Source organism: Stenotrophomonas sp. YJH_SMC_110 (genome assembly GCF_059369255.1).
Genome location: NZ_JCAFSM010000007.1, coordinates 184,111 through 202,309, shown reverse-complemented (window position 1 = coordinate 202,309; position 18,199 = coordinate 184,111). Strand labels below are relative to the sequence as shown.

General features: G+C 67.5%; 17 protein-coding genes. 14 read left to right on the top strand and 3 right to left on the bottom strand.

Annotated features, from left to right (window positions below):
• Positions 1-64: 64 nt before the first annotated feature.
• A complete protein-coding gene (locus AC5P6H_RS14585) occupies positions 65-700 on the bottom strand; it encodes a LysE/ArgO family amino acid transporter (RefSeq protein WP_005415673.1) in 636 nt (211 codons plus the stop codon).
• 137 nt (positions 701-837) lie between these two features.
• Here AC5P6H_RS14585 and AC5P6H_RS14580 point away from each other — a divergent pair, with 137 nt between their 5' ends.
• The 13 genes from AC5P6H_RS14580 (at position 838) to AC5P6H_RS14520 (ending at position 15,192) form a co-directional block, all read left to right on the top strand.
• On the top strand, positions 838-1,743 hold the full coding sequence (locus tag AC5P6H_RS14580) for a LysR family transcriptional regulator ArgP (RefSeq protein WP_049441179.1): 906 nt from the start codon (positions 838-840) through the stop codon (positions 1,741-1,743).
• A 185-nt stretch (positions 1,744-1,928) separates the two neighbouring features.
• Positions 1,929-2,375, top strand: coding sequence for a GNAT family N-acetyltransferase (locus tag AC5P6H_RS14575; protein WP_134808610.1), 447 nt, complete (start codon positions 1,929-1,931; stop codon positions 2,373-2,375).
• A gap of 191 nt (positions 2,376-2,566) precedes the next feature.
• Entirely contained in the window at positions 2,567-4,255 is a 1,689-nt protein-coding gene (mqo, locus tag AC5P6H_RS14570; RefSeq protein WP_046429482.1) for a malate dehydrogenase (quinone), read from the top strand.
• Between the two features lie 326 nt (positions 4,256-4,581).
• Positions 4,582-6,774: a TonB-dependent siderophore receptor gene (locus AC5P6H_RS14565; RefSeq protein WP_075076127.1), complete on the top strand. Its 2,193-nt coding sequence runs from the start codon at positions 4,582-4,584 to the stop codon at positions 6,772-6,774.
• Positions 6,775-6,955: 181 nt separating this feature from the next.
• Entirely contained in the window at positions 6,956-8,599 is a 1,644-nt protein-coding gene (gene mdcA, locus AC5P6H_RS14560; protein WP_495202804.1) for a malonate decarboxylase subunit alpha, read from the top strand.
• Between the two features lie 10 nt (positions 8,600-8,609).
• Positions 8,610-8,930: a malonate decarboxylase acyl carrier protein gene (gene mdcC / locus AC5P6H_RS14555; RefSeq protein WP_134808613.1), complete on the top strand. Its 321-nt coding sequence runs from the start codon at positions 8,610-8,612 to the stop codon at positions 8,928-8,930.
• Entirely contained in the window at positions 8,927-9,835 is a 909-nt protein-coding gene (locus AC5P6H_RS14550) for a biotin-independent malonate decarboxylase subunit beta (RefSeq protein ID WP_014646338.1), read from the top strand. The genes mdcC and AC5P6H_RS14550 overlap by 4 nt, the downstream gene beginning before the upstream one ends.
• Positions 9,836-9,837: 2 nt before the next feature.
• Positions 9,838-10,542, top strand: a complete 705-nt coding sequence (gene mdcE, locus AC5P6H_RS14545; protein WP_111205862.1) for a biotin-independent malonate decarboxylase subunit gamma — start codon at positions 9,838-9,840, stop codon at positions 10,540-10,542.
• Positions 10,535-11,176: a malonate decarboxylase holo-[acyl-carrier-protein] synthase gene (mdcG, locus tag AC5P6H_RS14540; RefSeq protein WP_111205850.1), complete on the top strand. Its 642-nt coding sequence runs from the start codon at positions 10,535-10,537 to the stop codon at positions 11,174-11,176. The genes mdcE and mdcG overlap by 8 nt, the downstream gene beginning before the upstream one ends.
• A gap of 35 nt (positions 11,177-11,211) precedes the next feature.
• Positions 11,212-12,027: a triphosphoribosyl-dephospho-CoA synthase MdcB gene (gene mdcB / locus AC5P6H_RS14535; protein WP_111205849.1), complete on the top strand. Its 816-nt coding sequence runs from the start codon at positions 11,212-11,214 to the stop codon at positions 12,025-12,027.
• Positions 12,024-12,944: a malonate decarboxylase subunit epsilon gene (gene mdcH, locus AC5P6H_RS14530; protein WP_014646334.1), complete on the top strand. Its 921-nt coding sequence runs from the start codon at positions 12,024-12,026 to the stop codon at positions 12,942-12,944. Before mdcB ends, mdcH begins: the two co-directional genes overlap by 4 nt.
• Positions 12,945-13,048: 104 nt before the next feature.
• Positions 13,049-14,416, top strand: a complete 1,368-nt coding sequence (locus AC5P6H_RS14525) for an SLC13 family permease (protein WP_495202803.1) — start codon at positions 13,049-13,051, stop codon at positions 14,414-14,416.
• Between the two features lie 56 nt (positions 14,417-14,472).
• The gene (locus AC5P6H_RS14520; RefSeq protein ID WP_049441166.1) at positions 14,473-15,192 is read left to right on the top strand and encodes a GntR family transcriptional regulator; all 720 of its coding nucleotides are present in this window, start codon (positions 14,473-14,475) and stop codon (positions 15,190-15,192) included.
• A gap of 294 nt (positions 15,193-15,486) precedes the next feature.
• Here the strand turns inward: AC5P6H_RS14520 and AC5P6H_RS14515 are convergent, their stop codons facing one another.
• Positions 15,487-15,810, bottom strand: coding sequence for a hypothetical protein (locus AC5P6H_RS14515; RefSeq protein ID WP_049441165.1), 324 nt, complete (start codon positions 15,808-15,810; stop codon positions 15,487-15,489).
• Positions 15,811-15,963: 153 nt separating this feature from the next.
• On the opposite strand from AC5P6H_RS14515, the gene AC5P6H_RS14510 reads away from it, so the two are divergent.
• Complete coding sequence (locus AC5P6H_RS14510) at positions 15,964-16,911, top strand: nucleoside hydrolase (RefSeq protein ID WP_495202802.1); 948 nt, start codon at positions 15,964-15,966, stop codon at positions 16,909-16,911.
• A gap of 4 nt (positions 16,912-16,915) precedes the next feature.
• Here AC5P6H_RS14510 and AC5P6H_RS14505 read toward each other — a convergent pair whose 3' ends face one another.
• A complete protein-coding gene (locus AC5P6H_RS14505; protein ID WP_075076132.1) occupies positions 16,916-18,175 on the bottom strand; it encodes an MFS transporter in 1,260 nt (419 codons plus the stop codon).
• Positions 18,176-18,199 lie beyond the last annotated feature (24 nt).

Genomic DNA, 18,199 nt, shown 5'->3' with positions numbered 1-18,199 from the left:
GTGCCGTCGTTGCCACTACCTTGGAGAGAGAGTCAGGACGTGGGTTCGGGGGGCGTGCGCCGGGTCAGTGGACCCCGCGCACCGCCAACATGAGGGCCAGGATGCTGAGGATCACGGCGATGGTGCCGTCGAGCACGCGCCAGGTGCTGGGCTTGGTGAACAGCGGCGCCAGCAGGCGTGCGCCAAGGCCCTGCGCGGTCAGCCACAGGCAGCTGGCCGTGACCACGCCCGCAGCGAAGGCCATGCGGGCATTGCCGAAGTTCTCGGCGATGGAGCCGATCACCATCATGTCCAGCCAGAAGTGCGGGTTGATCAGCGAGAAGCCGACCGCGGCCATCAGCACCGCGCGACGGCTGCCGTCGTCGCTGTCGGCCTCGCCCATGCCACCGCCGCCGGCGATCGCACGGCGTGCCGACTTCATCGCATACCAGGCCAGGAACGCGACACCGGTCCACAGCACGGCGGTGGTCAGCCACGGCAGCGCTGAAGTGAGCGTCCGCAGGCCGGCCACGCTGGCAAAGATGAAGATGGCATCGATGGCCGCGCAGGTGGCGACAACCGGCACGATGTGCTTGCGCAGGATGCCCTGGCGCAGAATGAAGGCGCTCTGGGCCCCGACCACGGCGAACAGGCCGATGCCGGTGGCTGCACCAGAGAACCAGGCACCGAGGCCGGTGCTGGCGGAGATGACCGAGAACATGGGATTCACTGCCTTGTATTGCTTGGGGGACGGTGCCTCGCGAAGGCGGACAGCACCGGAACGGGCGCCATTGTCGCGCCGCAACATGGAAAAGACGAGCTAAACTTCCTAAACCAACATTAGCGGAGCTTAATTCGATGCGCATCGATCACGCCCAGCTGCGCGCCCTGGCCGCGGTGATCCGCGAAGGCAGCTTCGACCGCGCCGCGCAATCGCTGAATGTCACGCCCTCGGCCATCTCGCAGCGGGTCAAGGCACTGGAGGACCGGATCGGCCGCCTGCTGGTCAAGCGTGGCACCCCGGCCACCGCCACTGCCGAGGGCCAGTTGCTGGTGCAGCTGGCCGAGCAGACCGCCCTGCTGGAACACGATGCGCTGCACCGCATGGGCCTGGCCGACGAGGACCTGCCCCAGGCCAGCATCCCGGTGGCAGTGAACCACGACAGCCTGGAAACCTGGTTTCCGCAGGCCGCGGCGCAGTTCGCGCAGGGCACCGGGACCACCCTGGACCTGCGCGTGGAGGACCAGGACCACACCGTCGAACTGCTGCGACAGGGCACGGTGCTGGGTGCGGTGACCACGCTGGACGAGCCGGTGCAGGGCTGCCAGATCCACGCGCTGGGCAGCATCCGCTATGCAGCGACCTGTACTCCTGAATTCCGCGAACGCCACTTCGCCAAGGGAGTGACCGCGCAGGCACTGGCGCAGGCACCGGTACTGGTGTTCAACCGCAAGGACGACATGCAGTCGCGCTTCGCCCGGCGCATGGCCGGCGATGACCTGCCCAGCACCGCACCGACCTGGTGGATTCCGTCCACGCGCGCCTTCGTGCAGGCCAACCTGGGCGGCATGGGCTGGACGATGAACCCATTGCCGCTGGTCAAGCGGCACCTGGATGCCGGCCGCCTGGTCTACGTACGCCAGCGCGCGTGGGAAGACGTGCCGCTGTACTGGCAGCACTGGAAGGGCGACGTGCAGACCATGGCCCTGCTGACCCGCGCCGTGCTGGATGCATCCTCGGCATTGATCCGGCGCAAGCGCTGACGCACAGCGCAAAAAGGGGACGGAGGGAATTAAGTCGCTTAAGGCCAATACGACATTCAAGGCAAATACGACTTAATCCCCTCCGTCCCCTTTTTCGGGGCTCCATCGGATCTCCATCAAGCCTACACACCGGGTCCATGCGCGATGCGGATACTGGCGGGCCGACCATTACAAGGATGTCCGGCATGCCCGTGTACCTGCGCGACGCCCGCCCCGAGGATGCCGCTGCCTGCATCGACCTGCGTGGGCGCACCCGCGAGAACGCCTTCAGCGCCGAGCAGCTGGCCCAGCTGGGCATCACTGTGGACAGCTGGGCCGCCGGCATCGCCCAGGGCGATTCGATCGGCCGCGTCGCCTGGGAGGGCGAGCGCATGGCCGGCTACTGCTTCGCCGACCGCGACAGCGGCGAGGTGCTGGTGCTGGCCCTGCTGCCGGACTACGAGGGCCGCGGCATCGGCCGCCAGCTGCTGCAGGAAGTGGTCAGCCTGACCCGCGATGCCGGCCACCGGCGGCTGTTCCTGACCTGCTCGGCCGACCCGCGTTCGCGCTCGCACGGCTTCTACCGCCGGCTGGGCTGGCGCCCGACCGGCGGGGTCGATGAGGCTGGCGACGAGATCCTTGAGCTGGTCTGATCCCACCGTCGCCGGGCATCGCCTGCCGCCCATGTGGCAGCACCGCGAAACATCGGATGCTGCGTTGCATCAAAAAAGGACCGGATCCGGTTAGAATCACCGGTGGATGATGCAAGGCGTTGTTTCTTCACGCCCTTTCCCTGCCCCACGCGCATCCTGACCCCTTCCCCTCCGCCAACGATCCCGCCCCCATGAAGAAATTTGGCAAGGCTCTTCTCGCCCTGCTCGTGCTGCTGTTGCTGGCCGCCGCGCTGTTCCTGTACTGGCCGCTGACCCAGCGCTCGGTGCCTGCCGCCAGCAACGACAAGCCCGTCGATGTTGTGCTGGTCGGCGCCGGCATCATGAGCATCACCCTGGCCACCTACCTGCAGGAGCTGCAGCCGGACTGGAACATCCAGGTCTACGAACGCCTCGACGGCGTCGCCGGTGAAAGCTCCGATGGCTGGAACAACGCCGGCACCGGCCACTCGGCGTTCGCCGAACTGAACTACACCCCGGAACTGCCCGACGGCAGCATCGAGACCAAGCGCGCGGTCGGCATCGCCGAATCGTTCGAGGTCTCGCGCCAGTTCTGGTCGCACCAGGTGAAGGAGGGCCGGCTGAGCCAGCCCAGCGACTTCATCAACCCGACCCCGCACATGAGCTTCGTCTGGGGCGATGACAACATCGCCTACCTGCACAAGCGCCAGCAGGCCCTGGTCAAGAATCCGCTGTTCTACGGCATGCAGTACTCCGAGGATCCGGCCCAGATCAAGCAGTGGGCCCCGCTGCTGATGGAAGGCCGTGACCCGAAGCAGAAGGTTGCCGCAACCTGGATGCCGCTGGGCACCGACGTCAACTTCGGCGTGATCACCCGCCAGCTGACCGCCGGCCTGCAGCGCAGCCCGAACTTCAGCCTGCACCTGAACCATGAAGTGAGCGCGCTGCGGCAGAACGCCGACAAGAGCTGGAACGTGACGGTGAAGGACCTCAAGGCCGGCACCGAATCCACCACCCACGCCCGCTTCGTGTTCATCGGTGCCGGTGGCGCCGCACTGAAGCTGCTGCAGATGTCGGGCATTCCGGAATCGAAGGACTACGCCGGCTTCCCGGTCGGCGGCCAGTTCCTCGCCTTCCAGGGCCAGGACGTGACCTCGCGCCATGGGGTGAAGGCCTACGGCATGGCCGAAACCGGTTCGCCGCCGATGTCGGTGCCGCACCTGGATGCACGCAAGCTGGACGGCAAGCCGGTGGTCCTGTTCGGGCCGTTCGCGCTGTACAGCACCAAGTTCCTCAAGCACGGCTCGTGGTGGGACCTGTATTCCTCGGTCACCCACAACAACGTTGGCCCGATGCTGGAAGTGGGCAAGGACAACCTGGACCTGGTGCAGTACCTGATGGGACAGGCGCGCCTGAACGATGCCGACCGCCAGGCCGAACTGGTCAAGTACTTCCCCAATGCCAAGCCGGGTGACTGGAAGCTGGTCACCGCCGGCCAGCGCGTGCAGATCATCAAGCGCGATCCGCTGAAGGGCCCGGTGCTGCAGTTCGGTACCGAGATCGTGACCGACAAGGACCACACCCTCGCCGCCCTGCTCGGCGCGTCGCCGGGCGCGTCGACCTCGCCGCCGATCATGCTTGACCTGATGGCCAAGGCCTTCCCGGAGCAGATGAAGGCCGGCTGGGAAACCCGCCTGCGCGAGATCGTGCCGTCGTACGGGCGCAAGCTCAACGACAGCGCCGCGCTGGTCAACGAGATCCGCACGCTGACCAGCCAGACCCTGCAGCTGCCCTACCTGGAGGTGCCGGTGGACGCGAACGCGGCATCGCCCGCTCCGGCGGCGGTTCCGGCGCCGGCCAAGGAAAAGCGCAACGCCAACGAGGAACTGCAGGCGCTGTAAGCCCGCAGGTTCCCTTCGATGCAGACGGACGGCCACCTTCGGGTGGCCGTTTGCGTTTGTGCAGGCTACCGCCTGTAGAGCCGAGCCCATGCTCGGCTCCGGCAAAAAGCAGCCGAGCATGGCTCGGCTCTACAGAAAGCGATGCCCCGTGCCGGGAACCCTGCGCACAATGACGCGAATTGTAATGTTGTTAAGAATTATTTACATTTGCGTCCTGCGCAGTGACCGCGCCTCGCCCCAGACGGACCTGACCGTGCCCGAAGCCGCCGCCCCGGGTGCTGGACGACTGTTGCCGCCCCTCCCCGCCTCCACGCTTCGAGCCCACCATGTGCCTGACCTTCGATAACCGCCTGCCCCGCCGCGCGCTGCTGCCGGCTGCCCTGCTTTCGTCTTTGACCCTGCTGGCCGCGCCCAGCGCGTTCGCCGCCACTGATGGCGCTGCCGACGCCAAGACCCTGGACCGGGTGAGCGTGCGTGCCGAACAGTCGGCGCCGCCGGCCAGTACCACGCGCCTGCCGATCACCCTGCAGGAAACCCCGCAGTCGGCCACCGCGATCAGCCTGCAGCGCCTGCAGGACGAATCGCTGTTCAGCATCAACGATGTGATGCGCAACGTGACCGGCGTCAGCGTGTCCTTCTATGACACGCAACGCCCGCTGTACTACGCGCGCGGCTTCGCCATCACCGACTTCCAGGTCGACGGCATTCCCACCTACAGCGGCTCGACCAACCAGGAGTACGACACCGCTTTCTACGACCGCATCGAAGTGATCCGCGGTGCCAACGGCCTGCTCAGCGGCGCCGGCGTGCCGTCGGCCACGGTCAACCTGCTGCGCAAGCGCCCCGGCAAGGAATTCGACGCGTCGTTCGCGGTCAGCGCCGGTAGCTGGGACTACCGCCGCATGGAAGCCGACGTAACCGCGCCGCTGACCGCCGACGGCCGCTTCCGCAGCCGCGTGGTCGCCGCCTACACCGATCGTGGCCTGTATTACGACCGCTACAAGGAAAACAAGATGGCCGGCATGGCGGTGCTGGAAGGCGATGTCACCGACAGCACCACGGTTACCGTCGGCTACCAGACCCAGGACAACAACCCGACCGGTTCGACCTGGGGCACCGTGGCGTTCTTCGACAACCAGGGCAACTTCGCCCATCTGGCGCGCTCGACCAACCTGTCGCCGAAGTGGAGCTACTGGAAGCGCGAAAGCAATACCGCCTTCGCCAACCTGGAACAGCGTTTCGGCGACCACTGGCTGCTGAAGATCAACACCGCCTACACCCGCGGCAACGTGCAGAACGTGCGCCTGTACGGCACCGGCAACCCGGACCCGGTGACCGGCGCGGGCATCTACCTGCGCGCGGCCGCCGGTGATTCGAAGGACACCCGCCGCAATGTCGATGCCTACCTGACCGGCAGCTTCCCGCTGTTCGGCCGCGACCACGACCTCACCGTCGGCGCGCAGTGGTCGGACCTGGAAGGCACCACCAATACCGTGGCGCTGAACTTCCCGGGCGACTGGGCGACCTGCGGGCGTGAGCGCTGCTACTACATCCCCAACGTGTTCAACTGGAACGGCGACATCTCCGAAGTGACCTACACCCGCACCGGCGCACGCCGCGTGGCCAAGACCACGCAGAGCGGCGTCTACCTGGCCACCCGCCTGCGCCTGGCCGAGCCGCTGTCGCTGATTGCCGGTGCGCGCCTGAGCCGCTGGGAAACGCTCAGCCGCTCGTACAACGCTGCCGGCGCCTATACCGGCACCAGCGGTGCATACAAGGTGAGCGATGAGGTCACTCCGTACGTGGGCCTGGTCTACGAGATCACCCCGAACGTGTCGGCCTATGCCAGCTACACCGAGATCTTCAATCCGCAAAACTACAAGGACCGCAACGAGAACCTGCTGGCACCGGTGCAGGGCTCGAACCTGGAAGCGGGCATCAAGACGCAGTGGTTCGATGGCCGCCTGACCGCCAATGCGGCGGTGTTCGAGGCCAAGCAGGACAACTACGCGGTGCGTGACATGAGCGTGCCGGAAGGTACGCTGAGCGACGGCAGCTCGGCCTATATCGGCATCAACGGCACCAAGGCGCGCGGTTGGGAGATGGACGTCAACGGCGAGATCCTGCCGGGCTGGACGGTCAATGCCGGCTACACCCGCGTCAAGGTGACCCGCGCCGCCACCGACCTGCTGTACGCCAATCCGCCCAAGGACCTGCTGCAGCTCAACACCCAGCTGCAGCTGCGTGGCGCACTGGAGCGACTGAGCATCGGCGGTGGCCTGCAGTGGCAGAGCCGGGTGCAGGGCTACAACATCGCCTACCCGCTCGGCGGCACGGTGACGGTGAACCAGCCGGCGTATTCGCTGGTGCAGTTCAACGCCAACTACCGCATCAGCGACAACTGGACCGCGACGCTGAGCGTGCGCAACGCGCTGGACAAGACCTACTGGGCCAACCTGGACTACAACAACTTCGGCGAGCCGCGCTTCGTGTCGGCCAGCCTGCGCTGGAAGTTCTGAGCAAACGACGGGTGCAAGGTGGGTGCCGACCGTTGGTCGGCACGCCCTCCGCCACGACCACGGTCGTGGGCTACCTGAATGGGCCCGTCTCCGTGCGGGCCTTTCCTTTTGCTGCACTGCAGGTTGCACCCTACGCCGTAATTATGCCGTAATTATTCTAACACCCGTCGGAAGCCGGTCAATGAACCCGAGCTGGGATACGTTGGAACGCAGTCGCCAGGCCCGCCTGGAACGTGCCGCGCCGTGGGCCCGGGGACGCGAGGTCGCCGCCGGCGACGTAGGCGAGCTGCTGCATGCACTGCTGGAGCCCGGCGACAAGGTCTGCCTGGAGGGCAACAACCAGAAGCAGGCCGATTTCCTCGCCCAGGCCCTGGCCGATCTTGATCCGGCCCGCGTGCACGACCTGCACATGGTGCAGTCGGTGCTGTCGCTGCCCTCGCATCTGGATGTATTCGAGCGTGGTATCGCTTCGAAACTGGACTTCTCGTTCTCCGGCCCGCAGTCGGTGCGCCTGGCCAACCTGGTGGCTGAAGGGCGCATCCAGATCGGTGCCATCCACACCTACCTGGAACTGTTCGGCCGCTACTTCATCGACCTGACCCCGCGCGTGGCCCTGGTCGCCGCGCAGGCCGCAGACCGGCACGGCAACCTGTACACCGGCCCGAACACCGAAGACACGCCGGTGATCGTCGAAGCCACTGCCTTCGGTGGCGGCATCGTCATCGCCCAGGTCAACGAGATCGTCGACGCCCTCCCCCGCGTCGACATTCCCGCTGACTGGGTCAACTTCGTGGTGCAGGCGCCGAAGCCGAACCACATCGAACCGCTGTTCACCCGCGACCCGGCGCAGATCTCCGAGATCCAGGTGTTGATGGCGATGATGGCGATCAAGGGCATCTACGCCGAGTACGGCGTGAACCGCCTCAACCATGGCATCGGCTTCGATACGGCGGCCATCGAACTGCTGCTCCCCACCTACGCCGAATCGCTCGACCTGAAGGGAAAGATCTGCCAGCACTGGGCGTTGAACCCCCACCCGGCACTGATTCCGGCGATCGAATCGGGCTTCGTCAGATCGGTGCATTCGTTCGGTTCGGAACTGGGCATGGAGAAATACATCGCCGCGCGAGGTGATGTGTTCTTCACCGGCGCCGATGGCTCGATGCGTTCCAACCGCGCGTTCTCGCAGACCGCCGGCCTGTATGCCTGTGACATGTTCATCGGCTCCACCCTGCAGATCGACCTACAGGGCAACAGTTCCACCGCCACCCGTGACCGCATCGCCGGCTTCGGCGGTGCACCGAACATGGGCTCGGACGCACGCGGCCGCCGCCATGCCAGCGAGGCCTGGATCAAGGCCGGGCAACAGGCTGCGCGCCCGGGCGAAATGCCACGCGGGCGCAAGCTGGTGGCGCAGATGGTGGAAACCTTCCGCGAGCACATGGCACCGGCCTTCGTCGAAAGGCTCGATGCCTGGGAACTGGCCGAGCGCGCGCAGATGCCGCTGCCGCCGGTGATGATCTATGGCGACGACGTCAGCCATGTGCTGACCGAAGAAGGCATCGCCAACCTGCTTTTGTGCCGCACCCCTGAGGAACGCGAACAGGCGATCCGCGGCGTGGCCGGCTATACCGCCGTGGGCCTGGGCCGCGACCGCGCGATGGTGGAAAACCTGCGCGACCGCGGCGTGATCCGCCGTCCCGATGACCTTGGCATCTCCGTGCGCGATGCCAGCCGTGACCTGCTGGCGGCGCGTTCGGTGAAGGACCTGGTGCGCTGGTCCGGCGGTCTGTACGACCCGCCCAAGCGCTTCCGCAACTGGTAAGGGGCTGAGCATGGAAACCCTCGACTATCGATTCGAAGGACACACTGCGGTGCAGTTCCCGCGCGAAGCGGTGCTGGTCGGCGTGCTGGCCTCGGGCAACCTGGAAATCCTGCTGGAACCCGCTGCGCTGGAAGGCGCGATGACGGTGCGCATCATCACCGCCGCGAAGGGCTTCGGCAGCGTGTGGCAAGCGGTGATCAACGACTTCGCACAGCGTCATCCGCTACGCGACGTACGCATCTCGATCAACGATGCCGGTGCCACCCCGGCGGTGGTCAGCCTGCGCCTGGACCAAGCCGTGGAAACCCTGCGTGCTGGAGATCCACGATGAACCGGACGCAGCGCTACAGCTACTACGAAGCCGATGCGCGCGAGCGTATCGCCAGCCTGGTCGATGCCGGTTCCTTCAGGGAATTCCTCGGCCCGGCGCGGCGGATGATGAGCCCGCACTTGGCACAGCTCGACCAGCCCGCGGCGTTCGACGACGGCATCGTTGTCGGCGAAGCCACGCTGCGTGGCCGACGCGTGCTGCTGGCCGCGCAGCAGGGTGAATTCATGGGCGGCGGCGTGGGCGAAGTGCACGGTGCCAAACTGACCGGGCTGCTGCGTCGCGCAGCCGAAACACATCCCGAAGGCGTGCTTCTGCTGCTGGACACCGGTGGTGTGCGCCTGCACGAAGCCAATGCAGGGCTCATCGCCATTTCCGAGATCATGCGCGCCACCCTGGACGCGCGAGCAGCGGGTGTGCCGGTGATCGCGCTGATCGGCAGCGGCAACGGCGCCTTCGGCGGCATGGGCATCGTCGCCCGCTGCTGCAGCACGGTCATCATGTCCGAAGAGGGGCGCCTGTCGCTGTCCGGCCCGGAAGTGATCGAAACCGTGCGCGGCGTGGAAGAGTTCGATTCCCGCGATCGCGCGCTGGTCTGGCGCGTAACGGGAGGCAAGCACCGCTACCTGATCGACCAGGCACAGGTGCTGGTGCCGGATGCCATCGAGGCCTTCGCGCAGGCGGCCAGCAACGCGCTGCAGCCTGATACCAGTAGCACCGATCCGGATACTGCACTGGCTGCGCTGCAGGAACGCCATGCGGCATTGAAGGCGCGCGTGCAGGCCTGGGGCGATTGCCGCGATGGCCTGGAGATCTGGGCCCGCCAAGGCATCGCAGCCCCCGAGCGACTACCGCTGCTCGACACCGATGAGTTCCTCATCGCCACCGCCGACCGGAGCCTGCCATGAGCCTGCCGTTGCAGAACCTGCTCGATGCCCTGTTCCCGCATGGGCATGCCATTGCGGTGAACGATTCGGTGCTGACCGGCAGCGCCACCACCGAGGATGGCGAGGTGACCGTGATCGGTACCGCCGACAAACTTGAAGTCGGCGTGGACCACGCACTGGCACTGGCCGAAACCGTGCTTGCCAGCACCGGCGCACATCCACAGCGACCGATCGTGATGCTGGTGGATACCGCCGGACAGCGCCTGGCGCGGCGCGACGAACTGTTGGGCATCAATGGTTACTTTGCGCATCTCGCGCAGACGCTCGATCTGGCACGCCGCCGTGGTGCGCGCCTGATCACCCTGGTCTACGGCGAATCGGTCAGTGGTGGCTTCCTGTCATTCGGCCTGATGGCCGACCACATCCACGCCCTGCCCGACGCACAGGTGCGGGTGATGGACCTGCGCGCGATGGCACGGGTGACCAAGCAACCGCTGGAGAAGCTGCAGGCGCTCAGCCAGAGCTCGCCGGTATTCGCGCCGGGCGTGGCCAACTACGTGGCGATGGGTGCGGTGGAATCACTCTGGGAAGGCGACCTTGCCCAGCACCTGCTGCAGGCCCTGCGCACACCCGCCGAAGGCGACCGACGTGCCGCACGCGGCGCACAGCGCGGCGGTCGCGCCCTGGCGGCAGCGGTTTCGACTGCGGTGGCCCACGGCGATGCCTGAGCGGCCCGCCCGCCACACGCTGGCCTGGCTGTCGGCCGAAGCCGACTGGCGGGCTGACGTGACTGGACACGAACCGCGCCTGGCAGCATGGTTCGCACAGGGCCTGCCAGCCATGGTGGCACGCAGTGCGGCGGATGATCCCGACCCGCGGCTTCGCCTGGGGGTGCCGCTGCCGCCAGGCGAAGGCAAGCAACGGCTGGCGCTGCGCGTGGCCCTGCAGGACATCCAGCACCTGCAGCCTCCCCCTGCCCTGGATCAGATTCTCGCCGGCGGCGTTCCGGCTGATTGGCAGGCGGCACTGCAGGCAATGCTGCGGCTTGCACCGGCCCGCGTGTTCGGCGCCTTCGCCTGGCAGCACCTCAGCGGTCTGCCCTATGTGCACGCACGCTCGGACATCGACCTGCTGTGGCAGGTGGGCGACGCGCGCCAGGCCGACCTGCTGGTCGAGCGCCTGCAGCACTGGGAAAGCACCTTCGGGCATCGGGTCGATGGCGAACTGTGCCTGGTGGATGGTGGCGCGGTGAACTGGCGCGAGTACGCCGGGCGCAGCCGCGAGGTACTGGTCAAGCGCCTCGATGGTGCCGCACTGGAACTACGTGATGCGTTGTTCGCCTCCACCGGGGTGAGCGCGTGAACGCCCTCGTGCAACCGGCGGTCAGGCCAGCTGCCGTGGACAGCACGCGTCTGGGGCGCCTCGCCATCGCCAGCCTGCACGCCGAACTGGCCCTTGCACCCAAGCCAGGGTTGGTCACCCCCTTCGACAGCGGCAGCCACCACGACATGGACGCCGGCACGTTCCTGCGCAGCCTGTTCACGCTGCGCCACTACTTCATCGCCGTGGCCTGCCTCGGTGCAGCCGAGGCGGACTTCAATGCCTTGCGCCGGTGTGGCATCTCCGCCGAAATCGCGATGCTGCGCGCGACCGCCGGCATCAACACTCATCGCGGCGCGGTCTTCAGCCTTGGCCTGCTGGTCGCGGCTTCCGCTGCCTGTCGGGGCCGCGCGGGCGGTGCCATCGCAGCCGAGCAGGTCTGCCAGGAAGTGCGCCGCTGGGCTGCCGAGCTCGCCGGCGCACCACTTGATGCGAACAGCCCTGGCCAGCGCGCGCGCGCACGGCACGGCGTGCAGGGTGTGCGCGAACAAGCGGCCGCCGGCTACCCGCTGCTGCGCGAGGTGGCACTGCCTACACTGCGCCACGCGCTGGCCAGCGACCTGCCACGCGAGGCCGCGATGTGCCAGACCCTGGTGCAGCTGATCGCGTGCGTGGATGACCTCAACCTGCTGCACCGTGGCGGCGCCAACGGCCTGTGCTGGGCCCAGCAACAGGCGCGAGGCTTCCTCGATGCCGGTGGCGCCTTCGTACCCGGCTGGCAGGCACGCCTGCACAGCATCGGTGATGGATTCGTCGCACGCCGGCTGAGCCCCGGCGGCAGTGCCGACCTGCTGGCCTGTGCCTGGTTCCTGCTGCAGCAGGAGGTCGCATGAGCCTTGCCCTGCTCTGCCCCGGCCAAGGCGTCCAGCACGCGGAGATGTTCGAACGCGTGCGCGATCTTCCGGCCGCACGCCACATCCTTGATCTGGCCAGCACGGTGCTCGGACGCGATGTATTTTCCGCCGCTGGGGCCGAAGACCGCTTCGACAATGCGCAGGCACAACCGCTGCTGTGCGCGGCCAGCCTGGCGCAGTGGCAAGGACTGCGCGACTGCGTGCCAGCGCCGACGCTGATCGCTGGCTACAGCATCGGCGAGCTCGCCGCGCACGCCATTGCCGGCAGCTTCGATGCGGCCACCTGCCTTGCCCTTGCGGCGCAGCGCGCGCGATTGATGGACAGCGCCAGCCCCGCCGATGCAGGCCTGCAGGCGGTGCTTGGCCTGGAACGCCATGTACTGCAGCCGCTGTGCGATCTGCACGGTGCGCACGTGGCCATCGCCAACGGGCAGGACCATTTCATCGTGGGCGGCACGCACGCCTCGTTGCAGCGGCTGGCCGATGCAGCGCGGGCGCAGGGCGCGGACATCCGTCTGCTGCCGGTGCGCGTGCCCGCACACACACCATTGCTGGCGGCGGCGGTCGCACCGTTCGCTGCCGCACTCGATGCCTCGCCACTGCAGGCCCCACGCCTGCCGCTGCTGGCCGGCATCGATGCGCGACCGGTGCGGGACCGCGCAACGGCAGTCAACACGCTTTCGTTGCAACTGGCGCAGACCATCGAATGGGCGCAGGTGATGCGCCAGGCCTTCGAGCGCGGCGCGCGGGTATTCCTGCAGCTGGGCCCGGGCAACGCGCTGGCGCGCATGGTCGCGCCGGCCTATCCGTGCTGCGAGGTGCGCGCGGTGGAAGAGTTCCAGAGCCTCGAAGGCGCGGCGGCATGGGTCCGCAGCGCGCTGGAACGGCTGCAGTAACGGGTTCGAGCAGTACGTATCACGCAACACGCCGTACGTCGCCTTACCCCGGGATGGCGGGTCTCCATCCGCGCTGTACGTGAGTCACGTGTCTGGGAGGGCGCATGAGTCCACAAATCGCAACGATCATCGGTCTGGTGATCATGTTCATCGTCGCCACCGCGATGCCAATCAACATGGGTGCCGTCGCTTTCGCGCTGGCCTTCATCATCGGCGGGCTGTGGGTCGACATGGGCGGCAAGGAGGTCCTGGCCGGCTTTCCCGGCGATCTGTTCCTGACCCTGGTCGGCATCACCTACCTGTTCGCCATCGCGCAGAAGAACGGCACCATCGACCTGCTGGTGCACTGGGCAGTGAAAGCGGTGCGCGGCCATATCGTGGCCATTCCGTGGGTGATGTTCGTGATCACCGCGGTCCTCACCGCGTTCGGCGCTCTGGGCCCGGCCGCGGTCGCGATCATCGGCCCGGTCGCCCTGCGCTTTGCCAAGCAGTACAACATCAATCCACTGATGATGGGCCTGCTGGTCATCCATGGTGCGCAGGCCGGCGGCTTCTCGCCCATCAGCGTGTACGGCAGCATCACCAATGGCGTGGTGCAGAAAGCCGGGCTGGAAGTGACCGAGATGGCGGTGTTCCTGACCAGCCTGGGCTTCAACTTCATGATGGCGACGATCTGCTTCTTCGCCTTCGGTGGCATCGCCCTGCTGCGTCGCGGTTCGATCACGGCAGCGGGAACGATCGGCAATGCCGAGCTGGCGATGGCCGGTGGCCCGCAGGCATCCTCGCGCCAGTTCGCGATCGAAGGCCATGGCGCGCTGGTCGCGGCGGGCGGCGGCACCCTGTCCAACGATCCGGCGGCACTGGATGAGGTCAGCCTGACCCGCGAGCGGTTGTTCACCCTGATCGGCCTGCTCGGCCTGGGCGTGGCCGCGCTGATCTACAACCTCAACGTCGGCCTGGTCTCGATCACCGTGGCGGTGGCGCTGGCGCTGCTGTCGCCGCAGAGCCAGAAGGGCGCGGTTGACGGCATCAGCTGGTCGACCGTGCTGCTGATCTGCGGCGTGGTGACCTACATCGGCGTGCTGGAACATGCCGGCGCGGTGGACTTCATCGGCAACAGCGTCTCCGAAATCGGCATCCCGCTGCTCGGCGCGCTTTTGGTCTGCTACGTCGGCGGCATCGTCTCCGCATTCGCCTCGTCGGCCGCGGTGCTCGGCGCAACGATTCCATTGGCCGTGCCGTTCCTGATGCAGGGTCACCTCAGCGCCGCTGGCGTGATCTGCGCGCTGGCGGTGTCGTCCACCATCGTCGATGTCAGCCCGTTCTCCACCAATGGCGCACTGGTGGTGGCTTCGGCAGCCAAGGAAGAGCGCGAGAGCCTGTTCCGTCGCTTCCTGGTGTACAGCGGTCTGGTGGTGGCGCTGGGGCCGTTGCTGGCCTGGCTGGTGTTCGTGGTGCCGCGCTGGATGTAACCGCCATCGGGTCGTGCCGGCCGCTGGCCGGCGCGACCTGGCGTTACACTCTGCGCATGGCCATTGCCCCTGCCCCGCGGTCACCGAAGAAGCGCGCGCCTCTGTACGAAGAGGTGGCCGAACACGTGCGCGAGCGCATCTATGACTACCGGTTGCCGCCGGGCGAGTGGATCGACGAGCCCGCGCTGTGCGAGGAATTGGGTATCAGCCGTACGCCCCTGCGCGAGGCGTTGAAGCTGCTGGCAGCCGAAGGCCTGGTGCAGATCGATGCCGGTCGTGGCAGCCGGGTCACCCGGCTGACGCTGGAAGACCTCAACCAGCTGTTCCCGGTGATGGCCATGCTGGAAGGCCGTTGCGCACACGAGGCGGTGAGGCACATCGACGATGCCGGCGTGCAACAGCTGGAGGCCCTGCATGCGGCGATGGAAGCGGCGGCGGCCGAGGGCAACATCGCCGAGTACTACCGCAACAACTACCTGATCCACGAAACCGTGCAGCATTACGCCGGCAACCCGTGGCTGATCCGCATCACCCACGACCTGCACCGCATCCTGAAGATGCATCGCGGCCGCCAGCTGCTGACCCCAGGGCGCACCGCGCAATCGCTGGCCGAGCACCGCGAGCTGATGGAGTGCTTCCGCCGCCGCGACGCGCAGGCCGCCGAACGCACCATGGAACGCCATCTGCTCAGCCAGGGCCAGGCCCTGGCCGCCTATGTGGCGGCAGGCGGGCTGTTGAACGTGCCGGCGCCCTTGCCGACCGAAGGCGGCGGCTGAGCGGATGTGGTTGCCGGCCAGCGGCCGGCACTACCGGGACGTGCCCTTGGTTGGACTGTTGAACGTGCCGTGGGCGCTTGCCCGCCGAAGGCGGCGGCTGAGCGGATTTGGTTGCCGGCCAGCGGCCGGCACTACCGGGACGTGACCTTGGTTGGGCTGCTGAACGTGCCGTGGCCGCTTGCCCGCCGAAGGCGGCGGCTGAGGGGAAGAGGTTGCCGGCCAGTGGCCGGCACTACCGGGACGTGACCTCGGCGGGTTAGTGCCGGCCGCTGGCCGGCATCCCGAAACGTCTGATCAATCGCCACCGCAGCTGCCGCCGTCCCCCCCACCACCATCACTGCTGCAGTCGGAGCTGCTGTAGCTGTGATGGCTGTGGCTGTCACCGGAATAGCCAACGGAGGTGTCATGGCTTGCACCGCCATCCCCCCGGCTGCCTGAGCCATCGGCCGTGGCCACTGCCAGGCACAGGATGGCGCCGACCAGCGGCAGCAGCCAGACCAGCAGCAGCTGCACCGCGCGGCCACCCGCCGACAGGCCATCACGCCTGACGATCACCACGGTAGCCGCCACGTTCAGGCCCAGCACCAGCAGGACCAGCAGAAGGGCAACGATCAACATTCGGCGGCTCCATGCCTGGACTGGAGGGCATTATGGGCCTGCCAGCCCGGCAATGGCCCTGCCCGTCATGAAGATGGGACAATGCAGGGCGCGCCTGCCTGCTTCCAGGCCGCCGGCGCCCCCCGCACCACACGGAAGAAGAAGAACAACAACATGCTGAAAGTCATTTTCGATACCGACCCGGGCGTCGACGACGCCCTGGCCCTGCTGTACCTGCACAAGCACGCCCAGATTGACCTGATCGGCGTCACCACCACCTTCGGCAATGCCTCGGTGGAGTCGACCACGCACAACGCGCTGTACCTGAAGCAGGCCTGGGGCTTCGCCGCCCCGGTCGCGCGCGGTGCCGGTGGCCCGCTGCAGCCGGAAGCCACCCCGGAAGCCTGGCCGGTGCACATCCACGGCCACAACGGCCTGGGCAACCACCCGGTGCCGACCGAACTGGACGTGGCCGCCGACGCGCGCCCCGCTCACCAGCTGATCATCGACCTGGTCCGCGCCCATCCGGGCGAAGTGACCCTGGTCGCGGTCGGCCGCATGACCAACCTCGCGCTGGCCCTGCAGCAGGCCCCGGACATCGCCGGCCTGGTGCGCGGCGTGGTGATCATGGGCGGCGCGTTCCACGTCAACGGCAACATCACCCCGGCCGCCGAGGCCAACATCTGGGGCGATGCCGAAGCGGCCGACGTGGTGTTCACTGCCAGCTGGCCGGTCACCGCCATCGGCCTGGACGTGACCACCCGCGTGGAAATGGACCGTGACGGTCTGGACAAGCTGGCCGCCATCGGCGGTGCCGATGCCGAACTGGTGCGTGCGCTGTCGCAGGATTACGTGGACTTCTACCTGCAGGCCGGCCACAAGGGCATGGTCGTGCACGACTGCTGCGCCTGCATCGCGCTGACCCGTCCGGAGCTGTTCCAGTTCGAGCGCGCCAGCGTGCGCGTGGCCACCGACGGCGTCGCCCGCGGCATGACCATTCCCAAGCCGGAAGGCCTGGCGTTCGGCCCAAGCGTGTGGGACGGCCACGTGGTGCAGTCGATTGCCATCGGCGTCGATGCGGCCGCCGTGCTGGCCGACATCGAGCAGAACCTGAAGGTCTGACCTGCTAGCGCTTGGCCCTGCCCGGGACCGTCTCGGGCAGGGTCCACAGCACCGGCAGCACCAGCACCGCCACCAGCGCGATCATCGCGCCCGGCGCCGCCGCCCAGCCGCTGCGTTCCACCCACCATTGCGCCAGCCATGGCGTTGCCCCGCCGAAGAAGGCCGTGGCCATGGTCACGCCCAGTGCCAGCCCACTCACCCGCCCTTCGCCGGGGAACTGCTCGGCCGTGGCCGGGGCCGCCACCGCGCTCACGCCGCCGGCCACGCAGGCCAGCAGCACCGCCGCCAGCGCAATGCCCAACGGCGGCGCCTGTGCCATCCAGGCGAACAGGGACAGCGGCAACAACGCTGCCAGCAGGGTCAGGCCCAGCAGCATCGGCCGCCGCCCGACGCGGTCGGACAATGCGCCACACAGCGGCGTGATCGCAATCACTGCGACCGCCGCAATTGTCGAAAGCCACAGTGCATCGCCCTCATCGTGGCCCTGCGCGTGCAGGAACGCAGGCACATAGGTGATGCCCACGTAGTAGGTGATCGATCCCAAGGCCGAGATCGCGAAGGTGCGCGCCACCGCCAGCGGGTGGTGCTGCAGCACATGCCGCAGCGGCGTGGCAGGAATGCTGCCTTCGCGGCGCTGGCGTTCGAACTCAGGCGATTCGTGCATGCCCGAGCGCGCGACCAGGATCACCAGTGCCAGCGCAGCGCCGACGAAGAACGGAATACGCCAGCCCCAGCTGTCCAGCTGCGCGGGCGCGAGCAGCGCCACGGTGACCGCCGAGATCGCTACCGCCAGCAGTGCGCCTACTTCACTGGCGGCCGAGGCCAGCGAGGTCACCAGGCCACGCCGCCGCGCCGGTGCGCTTTCCAGCAGGTACGCCACCACGCCGGTGTACTCACCGCCCACCGAAAACGCCATCACGCAGCGCAATACCAGCAGTAGCACGCCCGCCGTGGTACCTGCGGTGGCCGCGGTTGGCAGCAACGCAGTGGCCAGCATCGCCGCCGCCATCAACGCCATCGAAGCCAGCAGCATCCAGCGCCGGCCCAGGCGGTCGCCCAGGTGGCCGAAGCACAGCGCGCCCAGCGGGCGCATCAGGTAGGACACCGCGAAGCCGGCCAGGGTGACCAGCAGCGCCTGTTCGCCGCCGCCGAAGAACACCCGCGACAACACCGTGGCGAAATACAGGTACAGGGTGAAGTCGTACCACTCCACTACCGTGGACAGGCCCGCCACCCACATCGAGCGCTGCCGCGCCGCGGTCATTGCGTGTTCGCCTTCAACAGCCTC